General features: G+C 73.7%; 12 protein-coding genes. 7 read left to right on the top strand and 5 right to left on the bottom strand.

Going from position 1 to position 14616, the window contains the following annotated elements:
• Positions 1-89 precede the first annotated feature (89 nt).
• Positions 90-1670, bottom strand: coding sequence for a long-chain-fatty-acid--CoA ligase (locus tag ABEA04_RS08430; protein WP_345456906.1), 1581 nt, complete (start codon positions 1668-1670; stop codon positions 90-92).
• Positions 1671-1786: 116 nt separating this feature from the next.
• Between ABEA04_RS08430 and ABEA04_RS08425 the strand changes: the two genes are divergently transcribed.
• Positions 1787-3067: a S1C family serine protease gene (locus ABEA04_RS08425; RefSeq protein WP_345456903.1), complete on the top strand. Its 1281-nt coding sequence runs from the start codon at positions 1787-1789 to the stop codon at positions 3065-3067.
• Between the two features lie 156 nt (positions 3068-3223).
• Here the strand turns inward: ABEA04_RS08425 and ABEA04_RS08420 are convergent, their stop codons facing one another.
• The 4 genes from ABEA04_RS08420 to ABEA04_RS08405 form a co-directional block, all read right to left on the bottom strand.
• Complete coding sequence (locus ABEA04_RS08420) at positions 3224-4273, bottom strand: GNAT family N-acetyltransferase (RefSeq protein WP_345456900.1); 1050 nt, start codon at positions 4271-4273, stop codon at positions 3224-3226.
• Positions 4270-5970: an ABC-F family ATP-binding cassette domain-containing protein gene (locus ABEA04_RS08415; protein WP_345456897.1), complete on the bottom strand. Its 1701-nt coding sequence runs from the start codon at positions 5968-5970 to the stop codon at positions 4270-4272. Before ABEA04_RS08415 ends, ABEA04_RS08420 begins: the two co-directional genes overlap by 4 nt.
• A gap of 276 nt (positions 5971-6246) precedes the next feature.
• Positions 6247-7677, bottom strand: a complete 1431-nt coding sequence (locus tag ABEA04_RS08410; protein WP_345456894.1) for a hypothetical protein — start codon at positions 7675-7677, stop codon at positions 6247-6249.
• A complete protein-coding gene (locus tag ABEA04_RS08405; RefSeq protein ID WP_345456891.1) occupies positions 7670-8197 on the bottom strand; it encodes a SigE family RNA polymerase sigma factor in 528 nt (175 codons plus the stop codon). The genes ABEA04_RS08410 and ABEA04_RS08405 overlap by 8 nt, the downstream gene beginning before the upstream one ends.
• A gap of 137 nt (positions 8198-8334) precedes the next feature.
• Between ABEA04_RS08405 and ABEA04_RS08400 the strand changes: the two genes are divergently transcribed.
• The 6 genes from ABEA04_RS08400 to ABEA04_RS08375 all read left to right on the top strand — a co-directional run bounded on the left by ABEA04_RS08400 (position 8335) and on the right by ABEA04_RS08375 (position 14605).
• Positions 8335-9030, top strand: coding sequence for a hypothetical protein (locus ABEA04_RS08400; protein ID WP_345456888.1), 696 nt, complete (start codon positions 8335-8337; stop codon positions 9028-9030).
• A 131-nt stretch (positions 9031-9161) separates the two neighbouring features.
• Positions 9162-10310 (top strand): acyl-CoA dehydrogenase family protein, encoded by a 1149-nt coding sequence (locus tag ABEA04_RS08395; RefSeq protein WP_345456885.1) that lies wholly within the window; start codon positions 9162-9164, stop codon positions 10308-10310.
• A gap of 13 nt (positions 10311-10323) precedes the next feature.
• Entirely contained in the window at positions 10324-11475 is a 1152-nt protein-coding gene (locus tag ABEA04_RS08390; RefSeq protein WP_345456882.1) for an acyl-CoA dehydrogenase family protein, read from the top strand.
• Positions 11472-12287, top strand: coding sequence for an SDR family NAD(P)-dependent oxidoreductase (locus ABEA04_RS08385; protein ID WP_345456880.1), 816 nt, complete (start codon positions 11472-11474; stop codon positions 12285-12287). The genes ABEA04_RS08390 and ABEA04_RS08385 overlap by 4 nt, the downstream gene beginning before the upstream one ends.
• Positions 12284-13342 carry a phosphotransferase family protein gene (locus ABEA04_RS08380; protein WP_345456877.1) on the top strand — a complete coding sequence of 353 codons (1059 nt, stop codon included), beginning with the start codon at positions 12284-12286 and terminating at the stop codon, positions 13340-13342. The genes ABEA04_RS08385 and ABEA04_RS08380 overlap by 4 nt, the downstream gene beginning before the upstream one ends.
• Positions 13343-13438: 96 nt before the next feature.
• Positions 13439-14605, top strand: coding sequence for an acyl-CoA dehydrogenase family protein (locus ABEA04_RS08375; RefSeq protein WP_345456874.1), 1167 nt, complete (start codon positions 13439-13441; stop codon positions 14603-14605).
• Positions 14606-14616 lie beyond the last annotated feature (11 nt).

The raw sequence follows: 14616 nt of genomic DNA, 5'->3' as shown, positions 1-14616 counted from the left end.
CGGGGCTCCTCGCACCTCGACCATCGTGGGGGCCGGACCTGACGATGGTCGAGGTGCGAGGCCGGCCACGGCCGAGCCTCGAGACCCCGTCAGTTGACCTGGCGGTCGCGGCCCTCCCAGTAGGGCTTGCGGAGGTCGCGCTTGAGGATCTTGCCGGTGGGGTTGCGGGGCAGCGGACCGGTGATCTCGACGGTCTTGGGGCACTTGAACGCGGCCAGGCTCTCGCGGCAGAAGGCGATGAGCTCGGCCTCCGTCGCCTCGGCGCCCTCGTGCAGCGACACGACGGCCTTGACCGACTCGCCCCACACCTCGTCGGGGACGCCGATGACCGCGACCTCCATGACGGCCGGGTGCTCGGCGAGCACCCGCTCGACCTCGGGGCTGTAGATGTTCTCGCCGCCGCTGATGATGAGGTCCTTGAGGCGGTCCTCGACGAAGACGTAGCCGTCGTCGTCGACCCGGCCGAGGTCGCCGGTGCGGAACCACCCGTCGGCGGTGATCACCTCGGCCGTGGCCTCGGGCTTGCCGAGGTAGCCCTTGAACACCTGCGGGCCGCGCAGCCAGATCTCCCCCGGCTCGCCGGTGGGGACGTCGTCCAGGGTGGCCGGGTCGACCACGCGCACCTCGACCTCGGGGATCGGCCGGCCGGCCGAGACCAGCCGCTCCGGGTGGCCGGTGGAGACCGCGGTGCGGTGCTCGTCGGGCATCAGGTGGGTGGCGACGCCGGCGACCTCGGTGAGGCCGTAGACCTGGATGAAGTCGGTGTCGGGCCAGGCCTCCATCGCCGCGCGCAGCAGCGGCGGCGGCATCGGCGCGGCGCCGTAGGTGTAGGTCTTCAGCGCCCCGAACAGGCGGACGGCGTCCGGCCCGTTCTGCAGCACCTGCGCGAGCACCGCCGGCACCAGGAAGGTGCGGTTGGCGCCGGCCATGATGGCGGCGGCGAGGGAGGCGCCGTCGGGGTCGCGGGTCATGTGGCTGGCGACGCCGTCGTGGATGCCGAACAGCACGTACGACGAGCCGCCGACGTGGAACAGCGGCATCGAGACCATCGACTTGTCGCCCGGCTCGAAGCCCCAGCCGTCGTGGGCGTTGACGGTGTGGGCGACCATGTTGCGGTGGGTCAGCATGACCCCCTTCGGCCGGCCGGTGGTGCCGGAGGAGTACATGACCAGGCACACGTCGTCCTCGGTCACCTCGGGGTCGTGGTCGAGCGGCTCGGACGACGCCAGCCACTGCTCGTAGGCGCAGTCGACGCCCTCGGGGGTCACCTCGACGACGTGCTGGACGGCGGGCAGCCGGTCGCGCACCTTCTCGACGGTCGGCATCAGCTCGGAGCCGACGAACAGCACGGTGGCGCCGCAGTCGGCGACGGCGTACTCGACCTCGTCGGGCGCCGAGCGCCAGTTGACGATGGCGTTGGCGGCGCCGATCGAGGCGCAGGCGAGCGAGGTCTCGACACAGGCGGGGTGGTTCTTGTCGAGGAAGGCGACGACGTCGCCGCGACCGACCCCGAGCGCACGCAGGCCGCCGGCGTTGCGCCGGACGCGGTCGAACCACGCAGACCAGGTGAAGGTGCGCGAGAGGTAGGTGACCGCCTCGGCGTCCGGCGTGGCCGTGGCCCAGTGGGCGATGCGGTCGTCGACGAAGCGGGGCGGCGCGGGCTGGCTCATGCCGGGTCATTGTGTCGGCTCGGTGTGAGCCGCGCCACAGCACCCGGCGATCGTTCTTCTCCTCGCCCCAGCCGCGTCTCAGCCTCGTCACAGCCACCCGGAGCACCGTCGAGGACATGAACGACTCGCCCTCCCAGCCGCCGCAGCCCTTCGGGCCGCCGCCGTCGCAGCGTCCGCTGTTCCAGGACCGCGGCTACCCGCCGCCCCCGCCGTACAACCCCTACGACGCCGGCACCCGGGTGCTGCCGGCCCAGCAGCCCGCCGCGCCGCGCTCGGCGAGCGGCCGGCGCCGCTTCGCCACGGCGGTCGTCGCCGCCGCGCTCGTCGTCGGCGGGGGCGCGGGCCTGGGGGGCGCCGCGGTCTACGGCGCCCTGGCGGACGACGACGGGGGCTCGCCGTCGTCCGCGCCGGTCACGACGAGCCAGGTCGTGGGTGGCGACGACACCCCGGCGGCCGACGGCTCGGTCGAGCAGGCCGCCGACAAGGTGCTGCCCTCGGTGGTCAAGCTCGACGTGGCCGGCGACCAGGAGCGCGGCTCGGGTTCGGGCATCGTCCTCAGCTCGGACGGCCTGATCCTGACCAACAACCACGTGGCCGAGGTGGCCGGTGAGAACGGCGAGATCACGGCGTCCTTCAGCGACGGCAGCCACGCGCAGGCGAAGGTCGTGGGCCTCGACCCGCTCACCGACACCGCGCTGGTGCAGGCCGAGGGCGTCTCGGGCCTCACGCCCGCGACCATCGGCTCCTCCGACAAGGTCGACGTCGGCGAGGAGGTCGTGGCCATCGGCTCGCCGTTCGGCCTCGACGCCACCGTCACCTCCGGCATCGTCAGCGCGCTCGACCGGCCGGTCGACGTCGGCTCCGACGCGCAGGGCAACGCGACGGTCTACCCGGCGATCCAGACCGACGCCGCCATCAACCCCGGCAACAGCGGTGGCCCGCTGGTCGACCTCGATGGTCGCGTCGTCGGCATCAACTCCTCGATCCGCTCGACCGGCTCGGGCCAGGGCGAGTCGGGCTCCATCGGCCTCGGCTTCGCCATCCCGATCGACGAGGTGCTGCCGGTCATCGAGCAGATGAAGAACGGCGAGACCCCGACACACGCCCGCATCGGCGTCTCGGCGACCGACGCCCCCGCCACCGGCGGCGCGCTCGTGGTCGACGGTGCCCAGATCGAGCAGGTGGGCGCCGACACCGCGGCCGGCGAGGCCGGCCTGCAGGACGGCGACGTCATCACCAAGGTCGACGACACCCTCATCACCGGCTCGGACTCGCTCGTCGCGACGATCCGCTCCTACCGCCCCGGCGACAACGTCACCATCACCTACGAGCGCGGCGGCCAGACCGACACCGTGCAGCTGACGCTCGGCTCGGACGCCGACGCCAACGTGTCCTGACGCAGCCTGCGGGCCCACAGACGTCCTGGGAGGGGCGACACCGGCGGCCACCGACCACATTCCCTTGGTCGGTGGCCGCCGCATGCCCGGCCGCGAGCGCAGCGAGCCTGGCCGGGTGTAACAGCGATGAGCGCGAGCGAAGCGAGCTCGACGCAGTTACCCGCGCAGCGGGACCCGCTTCTGGAACTCGCCCATGCGGGAGACGGGCTGGAAGCCGAGGCGCTCGTTGACGGCGATCATGTGCACGTTCGACTCGGCGTTGTAGGTGCTGACGCGCTCGACGTCGGGGCGCTCGGCCTGGAACAGCCGGTGGTTGGCGACCTTGACGGCGAGGCCGAGGCGGTGGCCGCGGTGGTCGCGGTGCACCTGGGTGCCCCACTGGAACGCCCCGGAGACGTCGTGGACGCCGTGCGCGATGGTCGTGTAGGCGACGACCTCGCCGGTCTCGTCGAGCGCGACGGTGCTGAACAGGGTGCGGCCCTGCTTGGCCACGTTCTCCTCCTGCTCGCGCAGCGTGGCGAGGTCGGTGCGCTCGGCCTCGCGCTCGATGTCGCCGGTCGGCGCCTCGACCATGAGCGTGTTCGCGAGCGCCAGCCAGCTCTCGGCGTACTCGTCCTTCATCGGTCCCGTGAACGCGTCGAGCCGGTAGGCGGTGTGGTGCGGCGCGGCCTCGGCCGCGAGGGCGTCGAGGACGTCGTCCGGGATGCGGCCGTCGAGGCGCCGCTGGACGTCGGTCAGCCCCAGCTTGAACCCGCGGCTGCGGGCCAGCGCCGCGCCGGGCGAGCCCTCGCCGTCCGAGCCCTGGTCGCCGCGCCAGCGCACCTCGCAGGTGAGCAGCCGGCGTCCGGCCGCGACGGCGAACTCCTCGACGTGGATCGCGAGCGCCGTGCCGTGGCCGCGGCCTTGGTGGTCGGGGTGCACGCTGGTCTCGAGGTAGGCGCTCTCGAGGTTGTCGAGCTGCGGGAAGCCCGCGAACCCGGCCGCGACGACCTCGCCGTCGGGCCCGCCGACGCGCCCGACGAAGCCGTGGCGCTCGAGGTCGCGCGTCGGCTCGCGCATCTGCACCTGCAGCTCGGGCAGCGTCCAGGTCATGGCCGCCTCGCCGACGGCGGCGTCGAGGGCGGCCGCGTAGGCGCCGTGCCAGGCCGCGAAGGTCTCGTCGTCGTGGACGTCGAGCTCGTGGACGTGGAGATCCGTACCGGTCATCGTGCTCGTGCCACCCGTCCCTCGTCCCACACGGGACCGTCGCTCTCGTAGACCTCGCCGTCGGCACCGTAGACCAGGAAGCGGTCGAACCCGCGGGCGAACCAGCGGTCGTGCGTCACGGCGAGCACGGTGCCCTCGAACGCGGCCAGGCCGGCCTCGAGCGCCTCGGCCGACTGCACGTCGAGGTTGTCGGTGGGCTCGTCGAGCAGCAGCAGCGTGGCGCCGGAGAGCTCGAGCAGCAGGATCTGGAACCGCGCCTGCTGTCCGCCGCTGAGCGACTCGAACCGCTGCTCGGACTGCGCGCTCAGCTCGTAGCGGTCGAGCACCCGGCTGGCCTGCTCGCGGCCCATGCCGTTGCGGCCGCGGCCGTCGGGCTGCCGGTCGCCGCGGTGCAGGATCTCGAGCAGGGTGCGGCCCACCAGCTCGGGGTGGTCGTGGGTCTGCACGAACCAGCCGGGGCGCACGCGGGCGCCGAGCTTGGCGGTGCCGGTGTGGGGCACCGGCTTGACGGGAGTGTCGTCGACGGGCCGGTGCTCGACGTCCGGGTCGGACCCGCCGGCGGCCAGCAACCGCAGGAAGTGCGACTTGCCCGAGCCGTTGGAGCCGAGGACGGCGACCCGCTCGCCGTACCAGACCTCGAGGTCGAAGGGCCGCATCAGCCCGGTCAGCTCGAGGTTCGTGCAGACGACGGCGCGCTTGCCGGTGCGGCCGCCCTGCAGCCGCATGACGACGTGCTGCTCGCGCGGCTGCTCGGTGGGCGGACCGGCCTCCTCGAACTTGCGCAGCCGGGTGACGGCCGCCTGGTAACGGCTCGCCATGTCGGAGTTGTAGGCCGCCTTCTGCTTGTACATGAGCATGAGCGCGCGCAGCTTGGCGTGCTCCTCGTCCCAGCGCTTGCGCTGCTCCTCGAAGCGCGCGAACCGCTCGACGCGGGCCTCGTGGTAGCTGGCGAAGCCGCCGGGATGGGTCCAGACCAGGTTGCCGGCGAACCCGAGCTCGACGGTGACGACGCGGGTGGCGGTGTTGGCCAGCAGCTCGCGGTCGTGGCTGATGAACAGGATCGTCTTGTCGCTGGCGCGGATGCGCTCCTCGAGCCACATCTTGCCGGGGACGTCGAGGTAGTTGTCGGGCTCGTCGAGCAGCAGCACCTCGTCGGGGCCGGCCAGCAGGTACTCGAGCACCAGCCGCTTCTGCTCGCCGCCCGAGAGGGTCTTCAGCTCGCGGTACTTGGCGCGGTCGAACGGGATGCTCAGCGCCTTGATGGTGCAGACGTCCCAGGTGACCTCGAGGTCGTAGCCGCCGGCGTCGGCGTACTCGTGCAGCGCCTCGGCGTAGCGCAGCTGGGTCTTCTCGTCGTCGCTCTCCATCAGCGCGAGCTCGCAGGCGTCGACGGCCTCGGCCGCGGTGCGCACGCGCGCCGGCGAGACCGAGCGCAGCAGGTCGGCCACCGTGGCGTCGGTCCCCAGCCCGGCCTTGACGTCCTGCCGCATCACGCCGAGCCCGCCGGTGCGGGTCACCGCGCCGCCGTGCGGCGTCAGCTCGCCGGTGACGATGCGCAGCAGCGTCGTCTTGCCCGCCCCGTTCGCCCCGACCAGCGCCACCTTCGCGCCGTCGCCGACCCGGAACGAGACCTCGTCCAGCAGCACCCGCCCGTCGGGCAGCTCGTAGCGCACTCCACTGACCTCGACGTGTCCCACGAGAGGCGATTGTGCGGGCTGCGGTGTCCCGGGCGCACGGGCTTTGCGTCCCGGAGGTGGTCAGGACGCGAGGCGCGGGTGCGCTGGGGTGGTGGGGCGTCATGCGGGGTGGTCGTCCGGGGAGCCGGGTCGGACGACGCCCGGCCGGGGTCGTGGGCGTCATACGGAGTGGCGGCTCGGGTTGCCGACGCGTATGACGCCCCGACAGGTCGGTGAGGCGTCATACGAGGTGGTTGCTCGGCGTGCCGGAACGTATGACGCCCCGGCCGCCGGAACTCACCACCCGCGGACGCGGGCCGCGACGACGAGGGCGAGGGCCTCGGTGGGGGCGCGGACGGTGACGATGCGGTTGCGGCACAGCCCGACGCGCCAGGCGCCGTCCTCCCCCTCGGCCGGGCCGATGCCGGGGGTCGTGCACTCCGGGACGCCGTCGGACAGCGTCACGCTCACCCGGTCGTCGGCCGGCACCTCCGCGGTGACGCCGTCGCCGAGGTCGGTCGTCGTCCAGGTGACGACGTCGGGGGCCGCGTCGCCGGCAGGGCGCACCGAGGCCATGATCCGGCGGGCCACGTCGGGGGCGACGTCGGAGACGATCACCTCGCCGTCGCCGCTCCACACGATGCCGCCCCGGTTGCCGTACGACCCGAGCGGCTCGGCCGGTCGGGTGCCCTGCTTGCCGAACACCGAGACGGAGCCGGAGCCGGCCGAGCAGGGCTCGGCGCTGAACGACCTGGTGGGCACGCGACTGGTCGAGCTGTAGCCGCAGTCCCCGTCGACGTACTCGGTCCAGCCCGGGGGCAGGTCGAGGGCCAGGCCCTCGAACCGGACCGTCGTCCAGGCGCCGGCGGCGTCGTCCGGCGCCGGTCGCGCCGAGCCTGCCATCACCTCGGCGAGCGCCCGCGTCGGCATCAGCGCGACGACGTCGCGGTCGCCCACGGTCAGGACCGCCCGCCACCGGCCGTCGTCCCACTGCCCGTAGCCGTACTCGGTGTCGCCCTGGTGGGGGACGACCTCGACCCCGGCGGCCAGCGCGGCGGGCACCGTGTAGGCGACGCCGTCGGCGCTCGCGCGCGTCCAGTCCCCCGAGAGGTCGGGCACCGCCTGACCCGCGAACCGGGCCGAGCCGAGCACCCGCAGGGCGGTCTGCTCGTCGTCGGCGCCGACCGTGACGTACACGTCGCCGACGCTCACGTAGCCGGTCCACCGGCTCGCGATCTCCCCGTCGGAGTCATCGGCGGACCGCAGCCCGGGCCCGAAGGCGAAGTCGATGGCTCCCGTGTCCGGCACGAGGTTCACCGCCTCCGACTGCGAGCACGGTTCGTCGCCCAGACCGTAGGCCGCCGCGGTGAGCTGGCAGTCGTCACCCTCGGGCAGCTCGTGCCACCCGGACGGGACGTCGAGCACGATCGTGACCGGCTCGTCGAGGACGCCGGTGGGCTCGAGCTCGACCTCGACCGTCCGCCACCCGGGGTCGTCGACGCTTTGCGCCACGTCGGCCGAGCCGTCGGGCCCGTCGCCGACGACGGCGGCGGTGACGACCCCACCGACCCCGAGCGCGACGACGGCGACGACCGCGCCGACGACGGCCCGCCGCCGCACCCGTCGGGCCTGCCGACGCCGTGCTGCGGCGGCCAGGCACCCGGCGCCAGGGGCGTCCTCGGCACCGTCGGCCAGCGCGCGGGAGACCCGCTGCTCGAAGTCACTCATCGTCGTCCTCCCCCAGCTCGGCGCGCAGCGCGGCGAGCCCGCGCGAGACCCGTGACCGCACCGACCCCTCGCGGACGCCGGTCAGCGCCGCGATCTCGGCGTAGTCGAGCTGCTCGTAGTAGCGCAGCACCACGGCCGTGCGCTGCACCTCCGGCAGCGCGCGGCACGCCGTCCACAGCCGGCGGCTGTCGTCGGGGTCGAGGCCGCGGGCGTCGTCCACGGGCCGGTCGGCGAGGTCGGCGACCCGCTCGACCGGCGAGACCTTGCGCCGCCACGCCCGCCACCGCGAGGTGTGGGCGTTGACGACCATCCGCCGCACGTAGGCGTCGGGGTCGTCGAGCCCGGCGATGCGCGACCAGCGCGGCAGCGCCCGCGACAGCGCCTCCTGGACGACGTCCTCGGCGTCGGCGGCGTCACCGGTCAGCGTGAACGCCAGCCGCAGCAGGCCCGGCCCACGGGCGGCCACCCACTCGTCGAACGACGGCACCGCCACGCGCGCCTCCGCTCGCTCCACGACCACGTCCATGCATTCTCAACGCCGCACCCCCCGATCCCGTTGCGAGATGGCTCGTTCGGGCCATGCGCGACCGGCGCGACGACCGCAGGCTGGTGCCGAGTGGGCCGGCCACGGCCCCGACCCGCCCCCGGAGGCCCACCATGCGCAAGCCGCTCCACTCCTACGTCCTGGCCGTCGCGGTCGTGCTCCTTGCGGCGGCCGTCGCCACCACCGGGACCGCCGTCGCCGCCGCCGTCCAGAAGGTGAGCATCGCCGACGGCGCCCGCCCCTCCCGCGTCGCGAAGGTCGACGGCAGCGGACGGCTGCTCGTCGCCACGCCGAACAGCCCGGTCAAGGTCGCCGGCGGCACGCTCGACGCCCGTCCGGCCGCACCGGCCCGGGCGCTGCACGCGGGCACCTACGGCAACGTCGGCCTCACCTCCCCGCTGCTCGGGCCCACGACCGCCACCCTCGCGATCAGTCGGTTCTCCGGCTTCGACCCCGCGGCCAACGCGAGCTACCCGAACGCCGACTTCCGCTTCGACCTGGTCAAGGTGAGCGTCGACGGCAGCGGGGGCTGCTCCGGCACCACGACCACGTTGAGCCGGACGACCGCCCCGTCCGGCGAGCGGTTCGAGCTCGACTACGACGACGCCCCGCTCGTCGTGAGGCCGACCGGCACCCAGCGCTACTGCGTCGGCGTGCTGGTCACCGCGGACGCCGACAACGCGCCGACGAGCTACTACCTCCCGTGGGCGGAGGTCACCGGGTACGTCGTCAGCGGCACCTACTCCACCTCCCCGCAGCCGGCACCGAAGGGCGCGTCGCGGCGCAACGGGCAGCCGTTCGCCCGCTGAGGGTGCGGCCGCGGGCCGTAACCTACTGGCGAGTTAGATGGACGTCGGCGCACCGACCTAGTCGTCGCCCAGCCATCGCCCAGCCATCGCCCAGCCGCCTGACCAGCCGCCCGCCCAGCCGAGGAGCCCGCATGCAGCTCGCCCTGTCAGAGGAGGACCGCGCCTTCCAGCAGGAGATGCGCACCTTCTTCACCACCGAGGTCGACGAGTCGATCCGGCGCAGCGTCGCCGAGGGTCGCGAGCTCACCGAGGACCAGATCCGCGAGAGCATGCAGACCCTGAACAAGGCCGGTCTCGCGGTGCCCCACTGGCCCGAGGAATGGGGCGGCCGCGGCTGGAGCGAGCTGCGGCGCCACATCTGGCACGAGGAGATGCAGGCGGCGTGCGTGCCGGTGCCGCTGGCGTTCAACGCCAGCATGATCGGCCCGGTCATCGCCCAGTTCGGCAGCCAGGAGCAGAAGGAGCGCTTCCTGCCGAAGACGGCCAACCTCGACATCTGGTGGAGCCAGGGCTTCTCCGAGCCCGACGCCGGCTCCGACCTCGCGAGCCTGCGCACCACCGCGGTGCGCGACGGCGACGACTGGATCGTCAACGGCCAGAAGACCTGGACGACGCTCGGCCAGTACGGCGACTGGATCTTCACGCTCGTGCGCACCGACCCCGAGGTCAAGAAGCAGGCCGGCATCTCGATGCTGCTCATCGACATGAGCTCCGAGGGCGTCGAGGTGCGGCCCATCGAGCTGATCGACGGCGGGTACGAGGTCAACGAGGTCTGGTTCGAGGACGTGCGCGTGCCGGGCGAGAACCTGGTCGGCGAGGTCAACTCCGGCTGGACCCAGGCCAAGTTCCTGCTCGGCAACGAGCGGGTCGGCGTCGCGCCGGTGGGCCAGACCAAGCGGGTGCTGGCCCGCGCCAAGGAGCTCGCCCGCGACGTCATCGACGGCGACCCCGCCTTCAAGGCCCGGGTGGTCGACCTCGAGAACGAGCTGCTCGCCCTCGAGCTCACCGCGCTCCGCGTCGCGGCGCACTCCGCGGGCGCCGAGCCGCACCCGGCGTCGTCCGTGCTGAAGCTGAAGGGCACCGAGCTGCAGCAGGCCGTCAGCGAGCTGGTGGTCGACCTCGGCGGTCCGGCCACGCTCGGCTCGGGCGCCGACGACGGCACCGCCGACTGGTTCCGCCGCTCGGTGCCGATCTACCTCAACCTCCGCAAGGCCTCGATCTACGGCGGGTCCAACGAGGTGCAGCGACAGATCATCTCCCGCACGATCCTGGGACTCTGAGGAGCACGGCGACATGGACTTCACCTACGACGACGAGCAGACCGCCCTCCGCGACGCCGTGCGCGGCCTGGTGGGCAAGGCCTACTCCGACTACGAGAACCGCCGCCGCGCCGTGGCCGACGACCCCGGCTTCGACGAGAAGCTGTGGACCCAGCTGGCCGAGATGGGCGTGCTGGGCCTGCCGTTCAGCGAGGACGACGGCGGCGTCGGCGCCGGCCCGGTCGAGATCGGCATCGTGTGCCGCGAGCTCGGCCGCGTGCTGGCCCCCGAGCCCTACCTGAGCGCGGTCGTGCTCGCCGGCGGCCTGGTGGCCGCGGTCGGCACCGCCGAGCAGCGGTCCGACGTGCTCGGCGCGCTGGCGGCCGGCGAGAGCGTGCTCGCCCTCGCCCACCACGAGCCGGGCGCACGGTGGACGCCGTCCGCGAGCGGCGTCACGGCCACGCAGGCCGGCGACGGCTGGACGCTGAGCGGGGTCAAGGACGCCGTCCCCCACGGGGCGCGCGCCGACGTCCTCGTGGTGAGCGCGGCGCTGCCCGACGGCGGCACCGGGCTGTTCCTCGTCGACCCTTCGACGAGCTCAGGGACCGTGCAGCGTGAGGGCTACCCGCTGCCCGACGGCACCCGCGCCGCGCGCGTCGCCCTCGACGGCGCGACGGCGACGCCGCTGGGCGAGGCCGGCCGCGACGTCGAGGCCAGCATCGCCACCGTGCTCGACATCGCCCGGGTGATGGCGGCCAACGAGGCGCTGGGCATGCTGCAGACGCAGCTGAAGGCGACCACCGAGTACCTCACCAGCCGCAAGCAGTTCGGCGTCACGCTCAACACCTTCCAGGCGCTGACGTTCCGTGCGGCCGACATGTACACCAGCCTCGAGCTGGCCCACTCGATGGTCGACTGGGCCACGATGGTCGTCGCCGCGGGCGACCCGGTCGCGGTGGCCGACGCCGCCGCGCGGGTCGGCCTGCAGGTGAGCCGGGCCGGGCGCCACATCGGCCAGGAGGCCATCCAGCTGCACGGCGGCATCGCGATGACCGCCGAGTACGCCGTGGGCAACTACACCTCGCACCTCACCGTGCTCGACCACCTGCTCGGCGACGGCGGCCACCACCGCCGCACGCTCGAGGGCAGCGTGTTCGAGCACGAGTCGGTCGAGCCCCTCGGGTGAGCCACCCGCAGCTCGCCGACCGCGGCGCGGTCGTCACCGGCGCGGCGCGCGGCATCGGCCGTGCGCTCGCGGAGCGGCTGGTCGCCGAGGGCGCGCGGGTGGTGGTCAACGACGTCGACGCCGACGCCGTGCGGGCCACGGCCGAGGCCATCGGTGCCGTGGCCGTGCCCGGCGACTGCGCGTCGGCCGACGGCGTCGACGCGCTCGTCGCCGCGGCCACGGAGGCGCTGGGCCGCATCGACGTCTGGTGCGCCAACGCCGGCATCGACCACACCCGCCCCGACAGCCTCCGGCTGCCCGACGAGCAGTGGGCGCAGATGCTCGAGGTCAACGTGATGGCGCACGTGCGGGCCGCGCGGGCGCTCGTGCCGGGCTGGACGGCGTCCACCGGCGGCCGCTTCGTCGTCACCGCCTCGGCGGCCGGGCTGCTGACGATGATCGGCGCGGCGGCCTACTCCACCACCAAGCACGCGGCGGTCGGCTTCGCGGAGTGGCTCTCGGTCACCTACGGCGACCAGGGGGTCGTCGTCCAGGCGATCTGCCCGCAGGGCGTGCAGACCGCGATGCTCGAGCAGGCCGGGGCGCTCAAGGGGCTGCTGGCGCACGACGAGGCGCTGGCGCCCGCGGCGGTGGCCGACGCGTGGGTGGCCTCGCTCGACGACGACCGCTTCCTGGTCCTGCCCCACCCGGAGGTCGCCGGCTACTACGCTGCCCGCGCGGCCGACACCGACCGGTGGTTGGGTGGCATGCGACGGCTGCGGTCGAAGGTGGCTGAGGTGGCTGAGGTGGCTGAGGCGGAGGAGACCACGTGAGCGAGGGCGACGCCCCCGGGTTCGACGCGGCGGCCTTCCGCCGCTGGTACGACGAGCAGCGGCCCGGTGAGCTGGCCGGCCCGGTGCGGGCCGAGGTGATCGCCGGCGGCCGCTCCAACCTGACCTACGTCGTCACCGACGGCGCCCGCGAGCTGGTGGTGCGCCGTCCGCCCCTGGGCCACGTGCAGGCCACGGCCCACGACATGCGCCGCGAGTACACCGCGATGGCCGCCCTCGCCGACAGCGACGTGCCGGTGCCGTTCGTGCGCGCCCACTGCACCGACGACGACGTGCTGGGCGCGCCGTTCTACGTGATGGACCGCGTCGACGGCGTCGCCTACCGCTCGCGCGCCCAGCTGGAGGAGGTCGGCGCCGACGACACCGCGGCGCTGGCCCACGGCATGGTCGAGGTGCTGGCGCGGCTGCACAGCGTCGTCCCCGACGAGGTCGGGCTCGGCGACTTCGGCCGCCCCGCCGGCTTCCTCGAGCGGCAGGTGCGGCGGTGGGGCAAGCAGCTCGAGGGCTCGGCCACCCGCCCGCTGCCCGACGCCGAGACGCTGCTCGCGCGGCTGGCCGGGTCGGTGCCGGACGACGGTGAGCCCGGCGTCGTCCACGGTGACTACCGGCTCGACAACCTGCTCTGCGTCGCTGGCGACCCGCACCCGGTGAAGGCGGTCGTCGACTGGGAGATGGCCACCCTCGGCGACCCGCTCACCGACGTCGCGCTGCTGCTGGTCTACGACGGCCTGGCCCAGACCCCCGGCGGCGCGGCCATCGCCGACGCCCCCGCCGCGCCCGGCTACCCCGACCGCGAGACCCAGCTGGCCACCTACGAGACCGCCGGCGGCCGCCCGCTCGGCGACCTGTCGTTCCACCTCGGCCTGGCCTACCTGAAGATCGCGGTCATCCTCGAGGGCATCCACCACCGCTTCCTCGCCGGCCAGACCGTCGGCGAGGGCTTCGACCGCATCGGCGAGGCCGTCGAGCCGCTGCTGGCCTCCGGGCTCGACGCAACGGCGGGCCGTGGCGGCGGTGGTGGCAGTTTCACCACTTAAGTGGTGAAACTGCCGGTTCTACGACGAAGCTTCGTACCACCACCGGGAGTTTCGTCGGCTGACCGGTGAGACCCCGCCCGACCCGGACGGACCCGCATGGACCTCTCCCTCACCGACGAGCAGCAGGCGTTCCGCGCGGCGGCCCGCGACTTCCTCGACCGCGAGGCCGTGCCGCACCGACAGGCGTGGGACGACGCCGAGTCGGTCGACCTCGAGATCGTGCCGAAGATGGCCGAGCTCGGGTTCTTCGGCCTGACCATCCCCGAGGAGCACGGCGGCCTCGGCGGCGACTACGTCACCTACGCCCTCGCGATGGAGGAGCTCGGCCGGGCCGACTCGGCGCTGCGCGGCATCGTGTCGGTCAGCAGCGGGCTGGTGGGCAAGTCGATCCTGTTCCACGGCACCGACGAGCAGCGGGCCGAGTGGCTGCCGCAGCTGGCGACGGCGGCCAAGCTCGGCTGCTTCGGGCTCACCGAGCCCGGCACCGGCTCGGACGCCGGCCACCTCACCGCCCGCGCCGTGCGTGATGGCGACGACTGGCTGATCACCGGCCAGAAGCTGTTCATCACCAACGGCACGTGGGCCGACGTCGCGCTGGTCTTCGCCCGCACCTCCACCACCGACGACGGCCCGCGCGGCGTCTCGGCGTTCCTGGTGCCCACCGACGCGCCCGGGTTCGAGGCCCGCGAGATCAAGGGCAAGCTGGGGCTGCGCGGCCAGGCGACGGCCGAGCTGTTCCTCGACGACGTGCGGGTGCCGTCGTCCGCCATGCTCGGCGGCCCCGACGCCGAGGGCCAGGGGTTCAAGGTCGCCATGGGCACCCTCGACAAGGGCCGGCTCGCGGTGGCCGCCGGCTGCGTCGGCATCGTGCAGGGCTGCCTCGAGATCTCGGTCGAGTTCGCCACCTCGCGCACCCAGTTCGGTCGCCCCATCGCCGGCTTCCAGCTGGTGCAGGACATGATCGCCGACATCAGCCTGGACGCCGACGCGGCCCGCCTGCTCGTGTGGGCCTGCGCCGACCGCATCGACCGCGGCGAGCCGTTCGGCGTCGCGGCGTCGAAGGCCAAGCTGTTCGCCTCGGAGGCGGCCGTGCGGGCGGCCAACCTCGCCATCCAGGTGCACGGCGGCGCGGGCTACGTCAACGACTACCCGGCCGCGAAGTACCTGCGCGACGCGCGCGTGATGACCCTCTACGAGGGCACGAGCCAGATCCAGAAGCTGCTGATCGGCCGCGCCGAGACGGGCATCAGCGCGTTCGTCTGAGCTCCTCGCGC

It is taken from the genome of Nocardioides marinquilinus, from assembly GCF_039543705.1.
Classification (GTDB): Bacteria; Actinomycetota; Actinomycetes; order Propionibacteriales; family Nocardioidaceae; genus Nocardioides; species Nocardioides marinquilinus.
Note: the sequence above shows the minus strand (reverse complement) of the source record. Positions and strands in the feature narration are given on the sequence as shown.

What these genes read in the sequence shown, in the direction of transcription:
- ABEA04_RS08430 (WP_345456906.1), bottom strand. Translation starts at nt 1,670, where the DNA reads ATGAGCCAGCCCGCGCCGCCCCGCTTCGTCGACGACCGCATCGCCCAC.
- ABEA04_RS08425 (WP_345456903.1), top strand. Translation starts at nt 1,787, where the DNA reads ATGAACGACTCGCCCTCCCAGCCGCCGCAGCCCTTCGGGCCGCCGCCG.
- ABEA04_RS08420 (WP_345456900.1), bottom strand. Translation starts at nt 4,273, where the DNA reads ATGACCGGTACGGATCTCCACGTCCACGAGCTCGACGTCCACGACGAC.
- ABEA04_RS08410 (WP_345456894.1), bottom strand. Translation starts at nt 7,677, where the DNA reads ATGAGTGACTTCGAGCAGCGGGTCTCCCGCGCGCTGGCCGACGGTGCC.
- ABEA04_RS08400 (WP_345456888.1), top strand. Translation starts at nt 8,335, where the DNA reads ATGCGCAAGCCGCTCCACTCCTACGTCCTGGCCGTCGCGGTCGTGCTC.
- ABEA04_RS08395 (WP_345456885.1), top strand. Translation starts at nt 9,162, where the DNA reads ATGCAGCTCGCCCTGTCAGAGGAGGACCGCGCCTTCCAGCAGGAGATG.
- ABEA04_RS08390 (WP_345456882.1), top strand. Translation starts at nt 10,324, where the DNA reads ATGGACTTCACCTACGACGACGAGCAGACCGCCCTCCGCGACGCCGTG.
- ABEA04_RS08375 (WP_345456874.1), top strand. Translation starts at nt 13,439, where the DNA reads ATGGACCTCTCCCTCACCGACGAGCAGCAGGCGTTCCGCGCGGCGGCC.